This is a genomic window from Ruegeria lacuscaerulensis, from assembly GCF_013034745.1.
Taxonomy (GTDB): Bacteria; Pseudomonadota; Alphaproteobacteria; order Rhodobacterales; family Rhodobacteraceae; genus Ruegeria; species Ruegeria lacuscaerulensis_B.
This window is the reverse complement of the sequence record NZ_WQGP01000004.1, coordinates 281,081-297,299: the sequence shown is the minus strand read 5'-3', so window position 1 is coordinate 297,299 and position 16,219 is coordinate 281,081. Positions and strand designations below refer to the sequence as shown.

15 protein-coding genes are annotated in these 16,219 nt (G+C 60.7%); 3 read left to right on the top strand and 12 right to left on the bottom strand.

Features of this window, described 5'->3' with window-relative positions; genetic code table 11:
• Nucleotides 1-41 precede the first annotated feature (41 nt).
• The 5 genes from GOV79_RS10010 to GOV79_RS09990 form a co-directional block, all read right to left on the bottom strand.
• Nucleotides 42-602 (bottom strand): hypothetical protein, encoded by a 561-nt coding sequence (locus tag GOV79_RS10010; RefSeq protein ID WP_170789678.1) that lies wholly within the window; start codon nt 600-602, stop codon nt 42-44.
• Nucleotides 589-2,427, bottom strand: coding sequence for a glycerophosphodiester phosphodiesterase (locus GOV79_RS10005; protein WP_170789677.1), 1,839 nt, complete (start codon nt 2,425-2,427; stop codon nt 589-591). Before GOV79_RS10005 ends, GOV79_RS10010 begins: the two co-directional genes overlap by 14 nt.
• Nucleotides 2,428-2,492: 65 nt before the next feature.
• A complete protein-coding gene (locus GOV79_RS10000; RefSeq protein WP_170789676.1) occupies nt 2,493-2,942 on the bottom strand; it encodes a DUF6173 family protein in 450 nt (149 codons plus the stop codon).
• A 4-nt stretch (nt 2,943-2,946) separates the two neighbouring features.
• The gene (locus GOV79_RS09995; RefSeq protein WP_170789675.1) at nt 2,947-3,993 is read right to left on the bottom strand and encodes an MBL fold metallo-hydrolase; all 1,047 of its coding nucleotides are present in this window, start codon (nt 3,991-3,993) and stop codon (nt 2,947-2,949) included.
• Nucleotides 3,993-5,696 (bottom strand): acyl-CoA dehydrogenase family protein, encoded by a 1,704-nt coding sequence (locus GOV79_RS09990; protein ID WP_170789674.1) that lies wholly within the window; start codon nt 5,694-5,696, stop codon nt 3,993-3,995. Before GOV79_RS09990 ends, GOV79_RS09995 begins: the two co-directional genes overlap by 1 nt.
• A gap of 136 nt (nt 5,697-5,832) precedes the next feature.
• Between GOV79_RS09990 and GOV79_RS09985 the strand changes: the two genes are divergently transcribed.
• Nucleotides 5,833-6,783 (top strand): L-threonylcarbamoyladenylate synthase, encoded by a 951-nt coding sequence (locus GOV79_RS09985; RefSeq protein ID WP_170789673.1) that lies wholly within the window; start codon nt 5,833-5,835, stop codon nt 6,781-6,783.
• Here the strand turns inward: GOV79_RS09985 and GOV79_RS09980 are convergent, their stop codons facing one another.
• On the bottom strand, nt 6,784-7,338 hold the full coding sequence (locus GOV79_RS09980; protein WP_170772643.1) for a YqgE/AlgH family protein: 555 nt from the start codon (nt 7,336-7,338) through the stop codon (nt 6,784-6,786).
• 157 nt (nt 7,339-7,495) lie between these two features.
• Between GOV79_RS09980 and GOV79_RS09975 the strand changes: the two genes are divergently transcribed.
• A complete protein-coding gene (locus GOV79_RS09975; protein ID WP_170789672.1) occupies nt 7,496-8,296 on the top strand; it encodes a protein-disulfide reductase DsbD domain-containing protein in 801 nt (266 codons plus the stop codon).
• A gap of 6 nt (nt 8,297-8,302) precedes the next feature.
• Complete coding sequence (locus tag GOV79_RS09970; protein WP_170789671.1) at nt 8,303-8,722, top strand: NUDIX hydrolase; 420 nt, start codon at nt 8,303-8,305, stop codon at nt 8,720-8,722.
• On the opposite strand, the gene GOV79_RS09965 is transcribed toward GOV79_RS09970, so the two are convergent.
• From GOV79_RS09965 to GOV79_RS09940, 6 genes are all read right to left on the bottom strand, one after another.
• Nucleotides 8,719-12,117 (bottom strand): efflux RND transporter permease subunit, encoded by a 3,399-nt coding sequence (locus GOV79_RS09965; protein WP_170789670.1) that lies wholly within the window; start codon nt 12,115-12,117, stop codon nt 8,719-8,721. The genes GOV79_RS09970 and GOV79_RS09965 overlap by 4 nt on opposite strands.
• 5 nt (nt 12,118-12,122) lie before the next feature.
• Entirely contained in the window at nt 12,123-13,577 is a 1,455-nt protein-coding gene (locus GOV79_RS09960; RefSeq protein WP_170789669.1) for an efflux RND transporter periplasmic adaptor subunit, read from the bottom strand.
• 106 nt (nt 13,578-13,683) lie between these two features.
• Nucleotides 13,684-14,226, bottom strand: a complete 543-nt coding sequence (gene moaB, locus GOV79_RS09955; protein ID WP_170772654.1) for a molybdenum cofactor biosynthesis protein B — start codon at nt 14,224-14,226, stop codon at nt 13,684-13,686.
• A 6-nt stretch (nt 14,227-14,232) separates the two neighbouring features.
• Nucleotides 14,233-14,853 carry a LysE family translocator gene (locus GOV79_RS09950; protein WP_170789668.1) on the bottom strand — a complete coding sequence of 207 codons (621 nt, stop codon included), beginning with the start codon at nt 14,851-14,853 and terminating at the stop codon, nt 14,233-14,235.
• Complete coding sequence (locus GOV79_RS09945) at nt 14,850-15,449, bottom strand: metallophosphoesterase family protein (protein ID WP_170789815.1); 600 nt, start codon at nt 15,447-15,449, stop codon at nt 14,850-14,852. The genes GOV79_RS09950 and GOV79_RS09945 overlap by 4 nt, the downstream gene beginning before the upstream one ends.
• A complete protein-coding gene (locus tag GOV79_RS09940; RefSeq protein WP_170789667.1) occupies nt 15,449-16,210 on the bottom strand; it encodes a uracil-DNA glycosylase in 762 nt (253 codons plus the stop codon). Before GOV79_RS09940 ends, GOV79_RS09945 begins: the two co-directional genes overlap by 1 nt.
• Nucleotides 16,211-16,219: the final 9 nt, after the last annotated feature.

Below are 16,219 nucleotides of genomic sequence, written 5' to 3'. Positions count from 1 at the left end.
TGAAATGTTGGATAATCGAAAATCCAAGGGCTGTCACCACGTCATTCGCGCGCAGGTGCAAGAGACGGAAACACCGAACATCCCGGATACCCAAACCCCCAACGCCAGGGCAGCCCCGAGCAGGGCGCACCCCCAAACCGGACCGCTGCATACATCGCCTCGGCCGTGACTGAATGGGCAGTGCGAATCTGGTCGGGTGTCATATCGTAGAGGACAGCGTATTCTTCCGCGTGATCCGCGCCATGCTGCTTGACGCAGGCGCGCAGCGTATCATCGGCGGACAAGCGCGCGGTATAGCTGTCCTCGGCAAAAAGCCCGGCTCCTGCATTGTGATATGCGCGGTCATGGGTCACGCAGCAATATTCCCACGGCGGATGCGTCTGATAAAGCGCGCGGAACTTGGGAAAGGTTTCGGCCACGAAGCGCCAGCTTGATGACAAACCGCCAGAACAGCCGTCGGTTTCAAATGGCGTCAGAGGGGAACCGGCCGCGGCTGCAATCAACGCGCGGTGGGCGGGCATTTCCAGATTGCGCAGGATGTCCTGTGCTGCCGCAGGTTCCGCCATCAATATCACAAGGATGGCTGACTTAAGGGCTTTCATCGCGCATCGTCTCGGTATCAACAGACATTCCGAAGGTGGTGGCGAACCACAGCAAAAGGCGCTCAGCCGGACCCATCTCGGCACGAACGCGCAGGACCTCATTTGCCATGGCGGGGCGGTCGGTGATTAACCCGTCCACACCCATTGAGGCCATGGCAGACATTTGCAGTGGATCGTTTACAGTCCAGACATAGATATCCTTGCCTGCCGCCTGAACGCTACGAACCAATCCCGGCGTTGCCATCGCTGCGTTAACGGCGACAAATTCACCCTCCAACCCGGACAGATCGCCGACGGCAGTCGCCGCCAGAACACCAGCGCGCCAATCTGGGCGCAGCTTTTTCATCTTTTGCACGGCGGGGTATTTCAGCGACATGGTGGCGATGTCGTCTTGCATGTCGAACTCTTCCACCAGCGCGGTGACGCGGTTTTCCAGATCGACGTCGTGGCCGTAATATTTCAACTCAATAATAACCTTGGATCTGCCTTTGGCTGCCTCCAGAACCTGTCGCAGGGTCGGGGTGCGTTCATCGGCGTATTCAGGATCGAACCAACTGCCGATGTCGATCTTGGCCACGTCTTCCATCGTGGCATCCCAAACCTTGGTGGGCACACCGGCCAGTTTCATGAAATCACTGTCATGGGCCACAATTACAACACCATCCGCCGATTCTTGCACGTCGATCTCGACCCAATCCGCGCCATCCTCGATCGCTTTTTCAACAGCAGCCATGGTGTTTTCGGGCCGCAACGCCGCCGCGCCCCGGTGTCCAATAACCTCGGCCCGGTCTGGGGCCTGAATGTTCTCAAGCAGGCCTTGCCCCAGCCATAGCCCGATCAGCACCGCTACAGCGGCCGCACCGACGGCGCCCAAAAGCGGCACACGCAGGTTGCCCGGCTCTGGGTGCGGCGGTTCCGAGGTCTTGATCTCGAAAAACCCATCCAGCAACACGGCCAGAGCGCCCAGTGCAGTTGCCGCCAGGATCAGCCCGGCCAGCGACCACAGACCCGCAACGATCAGGCTATAGATCAGTGCCAGCCGCAGATGCGCCGCTCCTTGCAACGGAACCAGATCGAACAGAAGCCCTGCAACAGTTGCGATCAAACCGGCAATGACAAGGCGCAGGACAAGCCAAATCGCCAGCTCAATTTTCAACCGCCCGCGTTTACCCTCCATCCGGTTGGCGCTGATGTTAAAGGCGCTAGCCGGAGCAACCCCTTCGAACAGGACCAGATGCAGACCCAGCGCCCAGGCCGACAGCCGGCGGATCAACACCCATGCCATCGCCAACATAACTGCCCCGATCAGCCCTACCGCAATCCAGAAGGACGGAGGCTGAAAGGTCAGGTAGTAGTTGATGTCATACTCCGTCAGCGTCCACCACGCGATCAGGGCCGAGACGGCCGCGAAAGGCAGAATCAACAGCAAAACCCGCAAAATAAACCGCGCGGCAAAACTAAAGAGCGCAGGCAAGCGCGACAGGATCAAACGGATCGCGGAACTGCCCGCCCGCCACGCGTCGCTTTCCCCCATCCGCAGTGATCCGGCCATGACGGAAAACACCAACACTTCAGCCAGCAGAAAGATGCTGAGAACTGCGATCGCGACCACGAAGCCGACCGGAGACAGGATGAAAGCCGCGATATCCTGATCGGTCAGGGCGGTCTGATCGGACAGCGAGACCGCCAAGTTCACCGCAATCGCCACGCCGGGCGCAATCAGGGCCACCAGCAGCAGCCGTACGGCGATGTATACCGGCACAAAAACGTGCCATCGCGCCCATGCCCCCCTGTAGGCATTTGTAACGTCAACGAAAGTCGTCATGCCGCGCCCCTCCTGAATGGTGCACTCATTCAAGGCTGCGCAAACGTGAATTGCAAGTCAGGTAATCAGCTATCTTCCAGATCAGCCGCCAGCCTGAACCCGATCCGGTTGGCCGGTTTATCCTCGACCGATTTGGGTAGGGCGCGCAGCATCACGTTCAACTGACTGACGTGTTGCACCAGTTGCGTCCGCGCGCCCGTCGCATCCGATCCATAAAACGTGATCATATCCGGGTCGAAATAGCCCATCCCTTCGATCCGCATCACGCCAGCGTCGCCACCGGTAAAGCCCATGGCAACTTCGTGGTCGGCATCCAGCGTCTTTTCGAAATTCTGGATATAGAGGATCAACCGCTCGTAAGCCCATTGCGCGGGGCTTTTGGTCTCGACCGGTTTCTGCAGCGTGTTGGGCAACTCCTGTGCCCCGGATTGAGCGTCAGGATTGGCATGGAACTCGTAGCATCGGGGAAGGGCTGCGGATTCTGCCGCCTCGGCCGAGGTATCGATCTTGTCCATGGTTTTACCCTTTGCGCTGAAACTCCCACGCCCCGTCTGCGCGCCGCGTCCGGGTCACCGCTCCAATGTGATAGAGATGGTTCAGATGTGCAACTGACTCGACCAGCGCCAGCCCATATTCGCCGTTGCCGATCTCTCGTTTGAACAGGGGCGGAAAGCACTCGGCGGCGGTTTTCGGCGTGTTCAGAAAATCGGTCAGACGTTCCAGCGCGCTGTGATGATTGTTGATCAATTGCTTCATCCGCAGCGGCAGCCCGGTAAAGGGCAGTTTGTGCCCGCCCAGCGCCAGATGATCGGGCTGCGCGAGGCCCTGCAAACGCTCGCACGCGTCCAGCCATTCGGCCACCGGGTCTGCCAGCGGCTCGGTGACGTAGACCCCCAGATTGGGGCTGATCGAGCTGAGGATCTGATCGCCGGTGATCACCAGATTGTCGTCGCGGCTCCAGAAGGTGGCATGTTCGGGCGCGTGGCCATTGCCGATATGCACGTCCCAGTCGCGCCCACCCATGCGGATCACGCTGCCCTGCTTGATCCGGGTAAAGCCCAGTGGCATCGGATAGACCGTGTCGCAGAAGTTAAAGGGCCGTTCGGTCATTCGTTTGGCCAGGAAATCCGAATCCATGCCGGCGCTGCGGTAATAATCCAGCGTCTCGTTCGGCCAAGTTTCCTGGACGTCCAGTTGCAGCATTCGGGAAAACAGCCAGGCGGTGCGGGTCGTGACCAGTTCGGCCCCGTGTTCGGACTGAAACCACCCGGCGTTGCCCACGTGATCAGGATGGTGATGTGTGACAACCACCCGTTTGACGGGTTTGCCAGCCAGCGGACCGACCATCAGGTCGGTCCAGATGCGCCGGGTCTTCTTCGAGGACAGCCCCGTGTCAATCACCGTCCACCCATCGCCGTCATCCAGCGCATAGACATTGACGTGATCCAGCGCCATAGGCAGAGGCAGACGCATCCACAACACGCCTTCGGCAATCTCGATCGCTTCACCTGGTGCCGGAGGCTCGGGCCAAGGATAGCGGATCGTCAGCGCGGTATCTCCATCCATCAGGCCACCAGTTCATCTACGTCCATTGCGTAGATGTCGTCAGCGCCATTCTGCGCCTGCGCCAACAAACCGGCACATTCAGGCAGCAGCGCGTTGATATAATAACGCGCCAGCTTGAACCGAGGTCCATCGGCCGCAGCCAGCGCCGCCTTGAGGTGAAAATGTCCGCCCAACACGCGCGCAAACGCATGAAGATAGGGTACCGCACCGGCAAAACGGGTGTTCATATCGCTCTGCGAAACCAGCCATTCGGTGGTTTCACGCAAGCTTTCGGTCGCTTCCCAAACCGGGCCCGCAAGTTCGGGCATGGTTGCGCGGGCCTTTTCGGCGTGATCTTCGATCTCGTCCAGCAGGCGACCCGCCGCCTCGCCGCCATCCATCATCTTGCGCGCGACAAGGTCCATCGCTTGAATGCCGTTCGTGCCTTCGTAAATCGCGGTCACGCGCACATCGCGATAGAACTGCGCCGCGCCGGTTTCCTCGATAAAGCCCATGCCGCCATGCACCTGAACCCCTGTTTCCGAAACCCGCATTCCGGTTTCAGTGCCAAAGACCTTGCTGATTGGCGTCAGCAGCGCTGCGCGCGCCACCCAATCAGCATCCCCGGTGGCTGTGGCCATGTCGATGGCCGCAGCGTTGGCCAGCATGATTGCACGCGCCGCAAAAACATCGGCACGCATACCCATCAGCATCCGGCGCACATCCGCATGGTCGATGATGGTGCCCGAGGGGGTCTTGCCCTGCTTACGTTCCTGCGCATAGGCCAGTGCGTGCTGATAGGCCCCTTCGGCCGCACCCACGCCCTGCCCGCCGACGCCCAGACGAGCGTTGTTCATCATGGTGAACATCGCGGCCATACCGCCATGTTCCTTGCCCACCAGCCAACCGGTGGCCCCGTCATACTGCATTACACAGGTCGGCGAGCCGTGCAGACCCATTTTATGCTCCAAAGAAACCACTTTCAGGTCATTAGCCACGCCGGGGTTCCCATTCTCATCCGGCAGGTACTTGGGCACCAGGAACAGCGAAATCCCTTTGGTTCCGGGCACACCGTCGGGCAGACGCGCCAGCACCAGATGGCAAATGTTTTCGGCAAAATCGTTATCGCCCCACGAGATATAAATCTTTTGGCCCGAAACCGCATAGGTGCCATCACCGTTGGGCTCGGCTTTGGAGGTCAGAGCACCCACATCTGAACCGGCCTGCGGTTCGGTCAGGTTCATTGTGCCCGACCATTCACCTGCGATCATCTTGGGCAGATACAGTTCTTTCAAGCTGTCGCTGGCGTGATGTTCCAACGCCTCGATTTGGCCCTGGGTCATCAAAGGGGCAAGTTGCAGCGACAGACAGGCGGCCGACATCATCTCGTTAACAGCCGTGGTCAGGGTCATCGGCAGGCCCATACCACCATATTCCGGGTCAGCGCTCATCCCGATCCAGCCGCCTTCGGCAATTGCTTTCCAACCGTCGCCATAGCCCGGCGAGGTGCGCAGAACGCCGTTTTCCAAGCGCGCGGGCTCCAGATCGCCGGGGCGTTGTAGCGGGGCCATAACCTCTTCGCACATCTTGCCCGCTTCGGTCAGAATTGCGCTCACCACATCTTCGCTGGCTTCCGAAAACCGGTCCGTCGCCGCGATCTGATCGAACGCGACGCCGTGGCGGAACAGGAACTCATAGTCGGAAACGGGAGCGCGATAGGGCATGGCTTCACCTCGGGGCTTTCAATGGGTCTCAAACGGCAGGGTTGGAAAACCCGGCACCCGCCGTTATTCATCTGGATTTAGACGATTAGGTACCTGTCCCCATGATACAAGCAATCGAAACGCGGCGTCACCCCTCATGATCCCCAACGGAACCCTCGAACTGTCCGCCGACCCGACCGGAATTGCGCAGGCGGCGGACCTGCTGCGGCAGGGTCTGCTGGTCGCCTTCCCGACCGAGACTGTCTATGGGTTGGGTGGCGATGCTCGCAACGGTGAGGCGGTCGCAAACATCTACGCGGCCAAGGGACGGCCCAGTTTCAATCCTCTGATCGCGCATGTCGCCTCGGTTGAGGCGGCACAGCGCTTCGTGCAGTGGTCGGATCAGGCCGAAGCACTTGCGCATGCCTTCTGGCCCGGCCCGCTTACGCTGGTGCTGCCCCTGCGCGCAGATCATGGCGTGTCGTCGCTGGTCACGGCCGGGTTGGATACGTTGGCGGTGCGGGTTCCGGCCCATCCTACAGCGCGCGCCATTTTGACGGCGTTTGACGGCCCCGTGGCCGCCCCATCTGCCAACCCTTCGGGCCAGATCAGCCCAACCACCGCCGACCACGTACGCGCCGGTCTCGACGGGCGCATCGCGGCCATTTTGAATGATGGTCCCTGTGGCGTAGGCCTGGAGTCCACAATTGTCGGGCTTGCAGGTGAGCCAACCCTGCTGCGCCCTGGCGGCGTGGCCCTGGACCAGATAGAACATGTCTTGGGCACTGAGCTTCACCACCATCAACCCGGTGGCATCTTGACGGCGCCGGGTCAGCTGCAATCGCATTACGCGCCGGATTCCCCGGTTCGCCTTGAGGCTGATCAGGCGCAGGGGGATGAGGTTTTGCTGGGTTTCGGCGCGTTGGATTGCGATCTGAATCTGTCGCCCACTGGCAATCTGACCGAGGCCGCCGCCAACCTGTTTGCCGCCCTGCACAAGCTGAACGATACCGGACGCCCGATTGCGGTGTCGCCGATCCCCTCTGTCGGGCTGGGTGTAGCCATCAATGACCGCCTGCGCCGCGCCGCCGCGCCGCGAGATAGCTGATCAGGCGCGCCCGGCGCTGGCCGACAGCGTCAGCGGATCAACACCAAGGGTCGCCAGCGCGGCCTCCCATTTGTCATCATCGGGCACGTCGAACACCAGTTTCGAGGTCGCATCCGTGGTCAGCCAGCCATTCATAGCGATCTCATCCTCAAGCTGACCCGGACCCCAGCCGGAATAACCCAACGCCAGGGTCGAATTCAGCGGCCCACGCCCCGAGGCCAGATCTTCGAGCACATCCAGCGTCGCCGTCATACTGAAATCATCCGAGATCTTCATCGAATGCAGATTGGCGTCATAATCCGCACTGTGCAGGACAAAGCCACGCGACATCTCAACCGGACCCCCGAAATGCACCAGACGTTCGCCGACAATCGGAATACGGCAGGGGATATTGAGCTGGCTCAGCAGGGTCTTGATCCGCAGGTCTGCCGGTTTGTTGATAATCAGGCCCATCGCCCCGTCATCGCCATGGCTGCACATAAACACCACCGAATGATCGAAACGCGGATCGCCCATGCCAGGCATAGCAATCAACAGTTTTCCGGTTAGGTCCATAAAACGACATCTCTTGCTGAGTCACCTTCAACAATGGCCCCTGCGGACGGGCATTGGCAAGGGATCACAGCAGTTTTCCGCAGATTTCATTCAGGTGACCGGAACGTGACTTGGAATCTGCGCTGCAACCGCGCATTTATATATTATGAACGCGCATATGACATTTTCAGCGGTCGCTTTGACCCTCATCCTTGGTGCGGCCGGTGCGGCCACGGCCGAGGTCAATGGCCCTGTGGCTGAACTGGACATTCTGGATGGTGGACGCACCGCCAAGGGCACCTATCTGGGCGCCGTGCGAGTGACGTTGCAGGACGGATGGAAAACCTATTGGCGCGCGCCAGGTGATGCGGGTATCCCGCCTCAGTTCGACTGGACCAGTTCGGACAATGTCGGGGATGTGTCGATCACGTGGCCCGCACCGGATATCTTTGACCAGAACGGCCTTCAATCTATCGGCTACGAGGACCAACTTGTCCTGCCGGTCGAGATCACGCCTACCAACCCGGCAAAGCCCGTGCATCTGAAAGGCACAATGGACTTGGGCATATGCAAGGATGTCTGCATTCCCGAACGGCTGGGCTTTGACCATACGCTGAACGCTGATGCCGGGCGCAACCCCACTATCGCCGCAGCGCTGGCTCAGCGCCCTTATTCGGCGAAAGAGGCACGGGTGTCCGGTGCGCATTGCAGCCTGACGCCCACTTCGAACGGCGTCAAGATCGAAGCACGCGTGACCATGCCCTCGGCCGGAGGGCAGGAGATCGCGGTTATCGAGCCCGGCGACCCAACGCTCTGGGCTTCGCAGCCCTACACTTCGCGTCAGGGCGATACGCTGGTTGCGACCTCTGAAGTCGTCAGCGCCTATGGGGCTGCTTTTGCTCTGAACCGGTCTGCAATTCGGATCACCGTTCTGGGCGAAAACCATGCCGTCGACATTCAGGGGTGCAGCGCAGGCTGACCCCGCATGACCCAAACCCCCAAAATCGGTGCGCTGGCCGTTGTCGTGCATGCCGGGCAGGTTCTGCTGGTCCAGCGTGGCAAACAGCCTGATGCCGGGCTGTGGGGGTTTCCCGGGGGTCATGTCGAATGGGGCGAAACCGTTCTGGAGGCCGCCCGGCGGGAATTGCTGGAGGAAACCTCGGTCAACGCGCGCCCGTTGCACTATCTGGACAATCTGGACCTGCTGCGCCGGGATGCCCAAGGTGCGGTTCTAAACCATTATCTGCTGGTCGGTGTGGCCTGTGAATATATCTCGGGTCAGCCTGCCGCAGGTGATGATGCGCGGGATGCGCGGTGGTTTCCGCTGGATCAGATCCAACGCGGCGACCTGCCGATGAGCGACCGCGTCCCCGACCTTCTGGCAACCGCCCTGCGCCGAGGCTAGGCCATGCGCCCCTTGAGCCGCGCATAGAGCAGGCCGGACAGCGCAATACTTATCACTAAAATCATAGCAGCCCCTGCGACAAAGGCCCCAAGCCCCATATTCAACGCCGCGATTCCATCTTCGGCCCCGTAAAGACCAGTCAACATCGATATCGGTGCCCCAGTGGCCACGGGCCAGACCATGGTCAGCCCGAACCAGACCAGCAACACAAACCCCGTTGCCGTCAGCATCGCCTGTACGACCCGATCCGGGGCACGCAGGGCGCGGCGCATGGCGGTCATCGGGCGCGAAAGGTCGTTCAGAATCGCCAGCAGCGCCGGAACCAACAGCAGCACCAACAGCATCCCGAAGGCCAGCCCATAGACCAGTGTGATGACAGTCGGCTTCAGGAACTGCGCCTGTTGCGAGCCCTCATACAGCAAGGGTGTCAAACCCAGAACCGTGGTCAGCGTCGTCAGCATTACCGGTCGCAACCGGTCGGCGGTGCCTTCGATGATCGAGGGCACAAGCCCCCTGTCCTGCTGATAGGCATCAATGGTCGTAACCAGAACAATCGAGTCGTTGATGATGATTCCGGTCATTCCCAACAGACCGACAACCGTGAACATGCTCAGCGGGACATCCCAGATGTAATGCCCCCAAATGGTGCCAACTAGACCGAACGGAATGATCGCCATGACCACCAGTGGGCGCGTCCAACTGGCAAAGACCCAGGCCAGAACCAGATAGATACCGGTCAGGCACAGGATCAGACCGGTGCGCGCCTCGGTCAGGAATTCATCTTCTTGTTCGCTGAGGCCAGCCATGGTCCATTCCACCTGCCGTTCAGCGGCGATATTGGGCAGGATCTCTTCTTGCATGGCGCGCGCAATCTCGGCTGCTTGGGCCGGATCGTCTTCCGATATATCTCCGTTGACCGAGATCACCCGCAATCCATTCTCACGCCGCACGGTGGAAAAGCCAGACTTGCGCTGGACCGAGACGATATCGGCCAGCGGCACGTAAACCCCATCCGGCGTACGCATCAGCGTGCGTTCAAGAAAATCTGCGGTCAACTCGCCCTCTGGCAGTTCAACCCTGATCTCAGCGCTGCGAGGGCCATCGGGGAAGGTCGCGGCCTCGATCCCGTTTAGACGGTCACGCAGAACACGGCCCAGTGTTTCGATGCGGAAACCCAACGCCTGCCCCTGTGCCGTCAGATCGAGGATGTATTCTTCCTTGTCATAGGCCAGATTGTCTTCCAGCGCGGACACTTCGGGGTATTTCGACAGTTCAAGTTGCAAGTCCTCGGACGCCGCCTTGAGCGTGTTCACATCCGCTCCGGAAAACTGCACGTCGATTGCATCGCCGCCCGGTCCTGACCGCCATCCCCTAAAGCTGAGCAATTCGACCTTCGGATGGCGCGGGACGTAGTCCTGAAGTTCTCCGATGAACTCAAAGCCGGAATAGGGGCGCAGGTCGGCATCGATCAGTTCGATCGAAATCCCGCCCAACAGATCTGAATCCTTGCCGTCCGCCGCAGCCAGTCCGAACCCGGCGGTGCCGCCGACCTCGGCCAAAACGTATTCGATGGGGTTGCGGCCGTGGCGCTCTTCGTAGATCTGCCCCATCTCTTCGACCGCGATCTGCAACTGCCGCATCATCGCCAGCGTGTCCGTGCGGGTCGCACCCTCGACCATGATGAAATTACCGGTGACCGAGCCACGTTCGGGCGCGTTAAAGAACCGCCAGTTCACGTCGCCCTTGATGAACAGAGCCACCTGGCTGGCCAACACCATCACCATGGCAGCCACCACCACATACCGTCCGGCGACGGCCCAGGCGATCACCTTGCGGAAGACATGATCCCGCACCCAGCGGAACCCGCGATTGACCACGCGGTTGGGCAGATCGTACCAATGCTCCTTGGCCGAATGCGCGATAGCATGGGCCATGTGGTTCGGCAGGATTAAGAAGCATTCGATCAACGAGGCGATCAGCACCGCAATCACCGTGAAGGGGATATCGCGGATCAACTCGCCAAACCGACCTCCAATCGCGGTCAGGCCGAAAAAGGCAATCACCGTCGTCAACGTCGCGGCAAAGACCGGCATGGCCATCCGGCGTGCGGCGCGTTCGGCGGCGACCATGGGCGGCTCGCCTAGTCGTCGGGCACGGAAATCGGCGTGTTCGCCCACCACGATGGCGTCATCCACGACAATACCGAGCGTGATGATCAGACCAAACAGCGAGACCATGTTGATCGACAACCCGCCGATATACATGAAGGCAATCGCCGCAGACATCGCCACCGGAATGCCTGCCGCCACCCAAAAGGCGATCCGCGCGTTGAGGAATAGAAACAGCAGGCACACGACCAGTCCCAACCCAACCAGCCCGTTGTCGATCAAAATATCCAGACGGTCGGTGATGGCCTGCGCACGGGTTCGGATCAGCTCGACCGTGACACCTTCGGGCAGACTGGCCTGCATTTCGGCGACCACGTCTTCGACCGTGTGCTGAATTTCAATTGCATCCCCCAGGTTCGAGCGGTCAACCCGCACCGACATGGCCGGGTTTTCGCCGACGAAATAGCTACGATCGCGGTTCACGCCCTCGACCCGGATCTGCGCCACATCGCCGATCAACAGCTTCGAGCCATCGTCGAAATTACGCAGAGGGATGCCCTCAATCTGCTCGGGGCTCCGTTTTTCGGTACCTGTGCGGATGCGCGCATTGGCCCCGGTCACATCACCTGCGGGGTTTGCTGTGACCTCGGCAGCGACAGCTTGTGCAATCTCGGACAGGGTGATGTCATTGGCGATCAGTTGCGCGGTGGGCACCTCGACCACGATACGCGGCGCAGCAAGGCCCCGGATCGTGGTCCGCGTGACGCCCACGGCAAACAGGCGGTTGATCAATTCATCGGTGAACTTTGCCAACTGATCCGGCGCGACCGGCCCTGTCACAACCAGATCGGTCACCCGATCGCGCCAAGCCCCGCGCCGAATAGTCGGTTCGTCCGCATCTTCGGGCAGGTTGGTCACGCCATCAACGGCAGTTCTGACTTCTTCGACCGCGCGCGACATATCCCAGTTAGGCTCGAACTCCAGCCGAATGCGGGCATTGCCCTCGCGCGACGTCGCATCTGTGCTGGCCACGCCCTCAACCGCCAACAGAGCCGGCTCCAGCACCTGAACAATCCCGTTATCCACGTCTTCGGGGCCCGCGCTTTCCCACGCGACATTCACGTCGACCCGTTCCAGGATCACATCTGGAAAGAACTGCGCCCGCATGTTTGGGGCAGCCGCAATGCCCAGAACCACCATGACCAGCAACAGTAGGTTGGCGACGGTCCTATGGCGGGTGAAATAGCTAAGTATTCCGCTGGCCGCACCGGGGATTTCGCGCATCATCGCGCCTATCCTCCGGCCCGGTTTTCAATTCGCTGCACCAGCGAGGCGGGGACTTTAGGCTCACCCAGTTGAGTCAGCATGCGCTCTTTCATGTCCTTGGGCATCCGGTCGCTGGCTTCGACCTGCGCCACAAGCTGCGCCCGCTGTTCGTCAGACAGTTCGACCAAGCCCGCATCCGCCCCGGCACTGGCCTCAACCCGCAACGGGCGCACACGTACCCCCGCGCCCAGCAACGGCGTGCGGCCAATGACAACCTCTCGCCCTTCCAAACCTTCGCCGCGCAGCAGAACCTCGTCCCCCTGACGGCGAACCAGTTGCACAGGCAGCGCCTCAAGCCGGTCATCGGGGCCCAGTACCAGAACCGTCCCCACCGCATCCAAAGCAGACGAAGGCAGGCGCACCACATTGTCCAGCGGCTGTTCCTGCACAGTGACGGTCACGAAATCCCCCGGCTTGAAGCCCGAGGCCCCGTCAAGCCGCGCATAGATCAGACGCCCGGTCTGCCCTTCCCCGGCAGACCCACTGTCACGGCTGATCTGTCCCTGTGCAGTTAGATCCGCGCCCGTGACCTCAAGCGAGACCGTGACCGGGGCCGAGATCAGATCGCCATTTGCATCCAAAAGACGCACGAACTGCGCAGTCGAGACGCGAAAAGCGACCTCCAGCGCGTTGGGGTCCACAAGTTCGGCCAGCTTTTCGTTGGCCGCAACCAAACGCCCTTCGACCAGCGTGACATCCGTCAGCGTTCCACCAAACCGGGCGTGGATGGTCATATCGCCCAGATCACGTTCGGCGGCTTCAAGCGCGATACGGGCGCGAGACAGCAGTGTCGTCGCCTGATCCACCCGCGATTCCGCCTGCGCCAATGCGATACGCCTGGCCAGAACTGCTTGCTCGGCCGCGGCTGCTGCAAGTTCCGCATCATCCGCCGCCGCGACAGAACCAACACCCCGAGCCAGAAGGTCCTGCTGCCGTTTCATCGCGCGGTTTCGCAATTCAACCTGCGTTTCTGACGATTTCAACTCATCCTGCGCCAACAGAAGCGAACGCTCGGCGTCACGTTCTTCGAACTGGGCATCCAGCAAATCCGATTTGGCGCGATCAAGGGCCGATTGCGCATTTGCCGGGTCCAACTCGACCAGCACTTCGCCTGCGGTTACCGCACCGCCATCCTCGAAATCCTCAGACAGGGCAACGACCCGCCCACCCAGCGCCGCGCGCAGTTCCAACCGGCGACGGCTTTGAACCTCACCGAACGCTTCCAGATTAGGGGTGACGGTTACAAACTCGGCCGGGCGTACGGATACGGCAAAGATGCGTTCACGAGCCTTCGGCGGGCGATCTTCGCGGGTCAGCACTTCTTGCACGGCCCCCGCGATCATCTGGGCCGCAACAAACAGCAGCGCCAGCGTCACGGACGCCAGAAACACACCGACAAGGCTCTGCCTCAGAAATCGCATGTTGCACTTACCCCGGTTGCATCAAGCCGCCACCTACAAAAGGTAGCCGGGCGGTCAAAAATGCCAAGCCACAAAGCGGTTATAAAATGTTGAACGTGCGAGCAGTCTACTTCCGTCGCAGATGTTCGTCCAATCTGGGCATTATTTCTACAAAATTGCAGGGACGGTGGCGATAATCGAACTGCTTTTCCAGAATCGCATCCCAGGCGTCCTTGCAAGCACCGGGGCTGCCGGGCAGCGCAAACAGATAGGTGCCACCTGCCACGCCGCCCGTTGCGCGGGACTGAACGGCCGAGGTGCCGATCTTCTCCATCGAGACAATCGTGAAGACGGTGCCAAAGGCCTCAATCTCTTTTTCGTAGACGTCCCGATGCGCCTCGACCGTCACGTCACGCCCCGTCAGCCCGGTGCCGCCGGTCGAGATCACAACGTCGATCTCGGGGTCGGCAATCCAAGTGCGCAGCTGATCTGCGATCTGGGCGCGCTCATCGCGGATGATTTTGCGATCCGCCACCGAATGGCCCGCCTTTTCGATCCGGTCCACCAAGGTTTGGCCCGAACGGTCCTCATCCAGTGAACGGGTGTCCGAGACGGTCAGGACCGCAATCCGAACGGGAATGAAATCCATGGTTTCATCAATGCGTGACATCTTGCGTCAGGCCCTTTCCAGAATAGCAAGGCGGATCGCCAGAGCAGTGAAAATCCCGCCCGTCACCCAACCAATGATACGTGAGGCGTGCGGGTTCGAAATCAGCACTCGCCCAGCGCCTCCAGCAAAAATCCCCACCAGTCCGTTCACCACGAACCCACCCAGCGCGATGATCACGCCCAGGATGAGGAATTGCGGCAGGATCGGTCCGATGGCCGGGTTCACAAATTGCGGGATAAAGGCCAGCACGAACAGGATCACTTTGGGATTGGTCAGATTCACCACCATCCCGTCCCGAAACGCATAGCGCGCCGGTTTAGCAGGCGCATCCGCAGACACAGCCCCATGTCGGATCGCACCCCAGGCCAGATACAGCAGATAGGCCACACCCATCCAGCGGATCACGTCGAACAACCATGGCAGAGCAGAAACCGCAGCCCCAAGCCCAAGCCCGGCCAACAACACATGCACCATCAGCCCCGTCGAAACTCCGGCACTAGCGACCAGCGCGGGTTTTGCTCCAGATTTCAAACCCTGCCCGAAACAGAACATCATGTCCGCGCCGGGCGTAAAGTTCAGCGCCATTGCCGCCGGGATGAAAGCCAATAGAGTGACTGTTTCGATCATATCTCAACCTCGAACCAATTCACGCGCGGCCCAAGATTGGCGATCTGTGTCTGCCCTAGCGTGCCGCGATAGCCCCAGCTGTCGTGGATGTGCCCATGTAGCGACATCTGCGGTTGCAACCGTTCGATCGCATCTCGCACCGCGGTCGACCCAACCGCATCACCGGTCGAGGTCACATCGCCATAGCCTTTGGGAGGCGAATGCGTGATCAGAACTTCCGCCCCTTCGCACCGGTCCAGCAACTCAGTGGCCTCGCCCTCGGACAGGTCACAGGACCAATCTCCGAACGGCGTCGGCGGCACGCCATAGCCCAGACCGAACAGGCGCAACCCGTCCACAGTCATACTTGTCCCGTGCAGGACATGAACGCCATGCGGCGCGGCAGCGGTCAGTTCCTCGGCGCTTTCGGCGTTGCCGGGCACAAGAACCAGCGGAGCGGTGATGCCGGACAACATGTCCATCGCCTCACCCAGACCCTGCCGCATGTTGCAATAGTCCCCGGCGCCGATCACCAGATCGGCCTCGGTACTCGCAGCAACCAGTTCGGAGGCGCGGTGACGTGCCATATGCAAGTCAGAAAAGGCCAGAATGCGCATCACTTACCCTCCAGCCGAGCTTTCAGTTCCAGCAGATCGGCCCAGGCCTGTCGTTTGGCCTGCGGCTGGCGCAGCAGATAGGCAGGGTGGAACATGGGGATCACCGGCAGATCCAGCGCCTGAGCCCATTGCCCGCGCAGCCGGGTGATACCTCGTTTGCCCAGCACTGCCTGACAACTTATATTGCCCATGACCACCAGCACGTCGGGCTTGGCCAGTGCCACGTGACGTTCCAGAAACGGCTTCATCATCCCGATCTCTTCGGGCTTGGGGTCGCGGTTCTGCGGCGGCCGCCATGGCAGCACGTTGGTGATGTAGACGTTTTCCCGCCGATCCAGATCAATCGCCGCCAGCATACGGTCCAACAACTGACCCGCGCGGCCTACGAAAGGTTTGCCCTCACGATCCTCGTCCCGGCCCGGAGCCTCACCGATGATCATCACCGGCGCACCCGGCGTGCCATCAGCAAAAACCAACTGTCGCGCGCCGCGCTTCAACTCGCAATGATCAAACCCGTCCATCGCCGCGCGCAACTGATCCAGCGACCCCGCCGCTGTGGCCGCGGCCTTGGCAACCGCCACAGGATCGACCTGTTTGGGCTTTGCAGGCGCGGCCTGCACCTCCGGCTTTTTGGCTTTGGGTGCGGTACCGGGCAGCGCATATCGGTCAACCGGCGCGTCGCCAATTGCATCCGTTGCGCCCAGTTCGATCTGCCAATCCAGCAGCGCCCGCGCGGTGTAATAGTCCAAAGCCGATTCCATGCCCCTCAA

What these genes read in the sequence shown, in the direction of transcription:
- GOV79_RS09965 (WP_170789670.1), bottom strand. Translation starts at nt 12,117, where the DNA reads ATGATGCGCGAAATCCCCGGTGCGGCCAGCGGAATACTTAGCTATTTC.
- moaB (WP_170772654.1), bottom strand. Translation starts at nt 14,226, where the DNA reads ATGTCACGCATTGATGAAACCATGGATTTCATTCCCGTTCGGATTGCG.
- GOV79_RS10005 (WP_170789677.1), bottom strand. Translation starts at nt 2,427, where the DNA reads ATGACGACTTTCGTTGACGTTACAAATGCCTACAGGGGGGCATGGGCG.
- GOV79_RS09995 (WP_170789675.1), bottom strand. Translation starts at nt 3,993, where the DNA reads ATGGATGGAGATACCGCGCTGACGATCCGCTATCCTTGGCCCGAGCCT.
- GOV79_RS09960 (WP_170789669.1), bottom strand. Translation starts at nt 13,577, where the DNA reads ATGCGATTTCTGAGGCAGAGCCTTGTCGGTGTGTTTCTGGCGTCCGTG.
- GOV79_RS09985 (WP_170789673.1), top strand. Translation starts at nt 5,833, where the DNA reads ATGATCCCCAACGGAACCCTCGAACTGTCCGCCGACCCGACCGGAATT.
- GOV79_RS09980 (WP_170772643.1), bottom strand. Translation starts at nt 7,338, where the DNA reads ATGGACCTAACCGGAAAACTGTTGATTGCTATGCCTGGCATGGGCGAT.
- GOV79_RS09975 (WP_170789672.1), top strand. Translation starts at nt 7,496, where the DNA reads ATGACATTTTCAGCGGTCGCTTTGACCCTCATCCTTGGTGCGGCCGGT.
- GOV79_RS09940 (WP_170789667.1), bottom strand. Translation starts at nt 16,210, where the DNA reads ATGGAATCGGCTTTGGACTATTACACCGCGCGGGCGCTGCTGGATTGG.
- GOV79_RS09970 (WP_170789671.1), top strand. Translation starts at nt 8,303, where the DNA reads ATGACCCAAACCCCCAAAATCGGTGCGCTGGCCGTTGTCGTGCATGCC.
- GOV79_RS09945 (WP_170789815.1), bottom strand. Translation starts at nt 15,449, where the DNA reads ATGCGCATTCTGGCCTTTTCTGACTTGCATATGGCACGTCACCGCGCC.
- GOV79_RS09950 (WP_170789668.1), bottom strand. Translation starts at nt 14,853, where the DNA reads ATGATCGAAACAGTCACTCTATTGGCTTTCATCCCGGCGGCAATGGCG.
- GOV79_RS09990 (WP_170789674.1), bottom strand. Translation starts at nt 5,696, where the DNA reads ATGCCCTATCGCGCTCCCGTTTCCGACTATGAGTTCCTGTTCCGCCAC.
- GOV79_RS10000 (WP_170789676.1), bottom strand. Translation starts at nt 2,942, where the DNA reads ATGGACAAGATCGATACCTCGGCCGAGGCGGCAGAATCCGCAGCCCTT.
- GOV79_RS10010 (WP_170789678.1), bottom strand. Translation starts at nt 602, where the DNA reads ATGAAAGCCCTTAAGTCAGCCATCCTTGTGATATTGATGGCGGAACCT.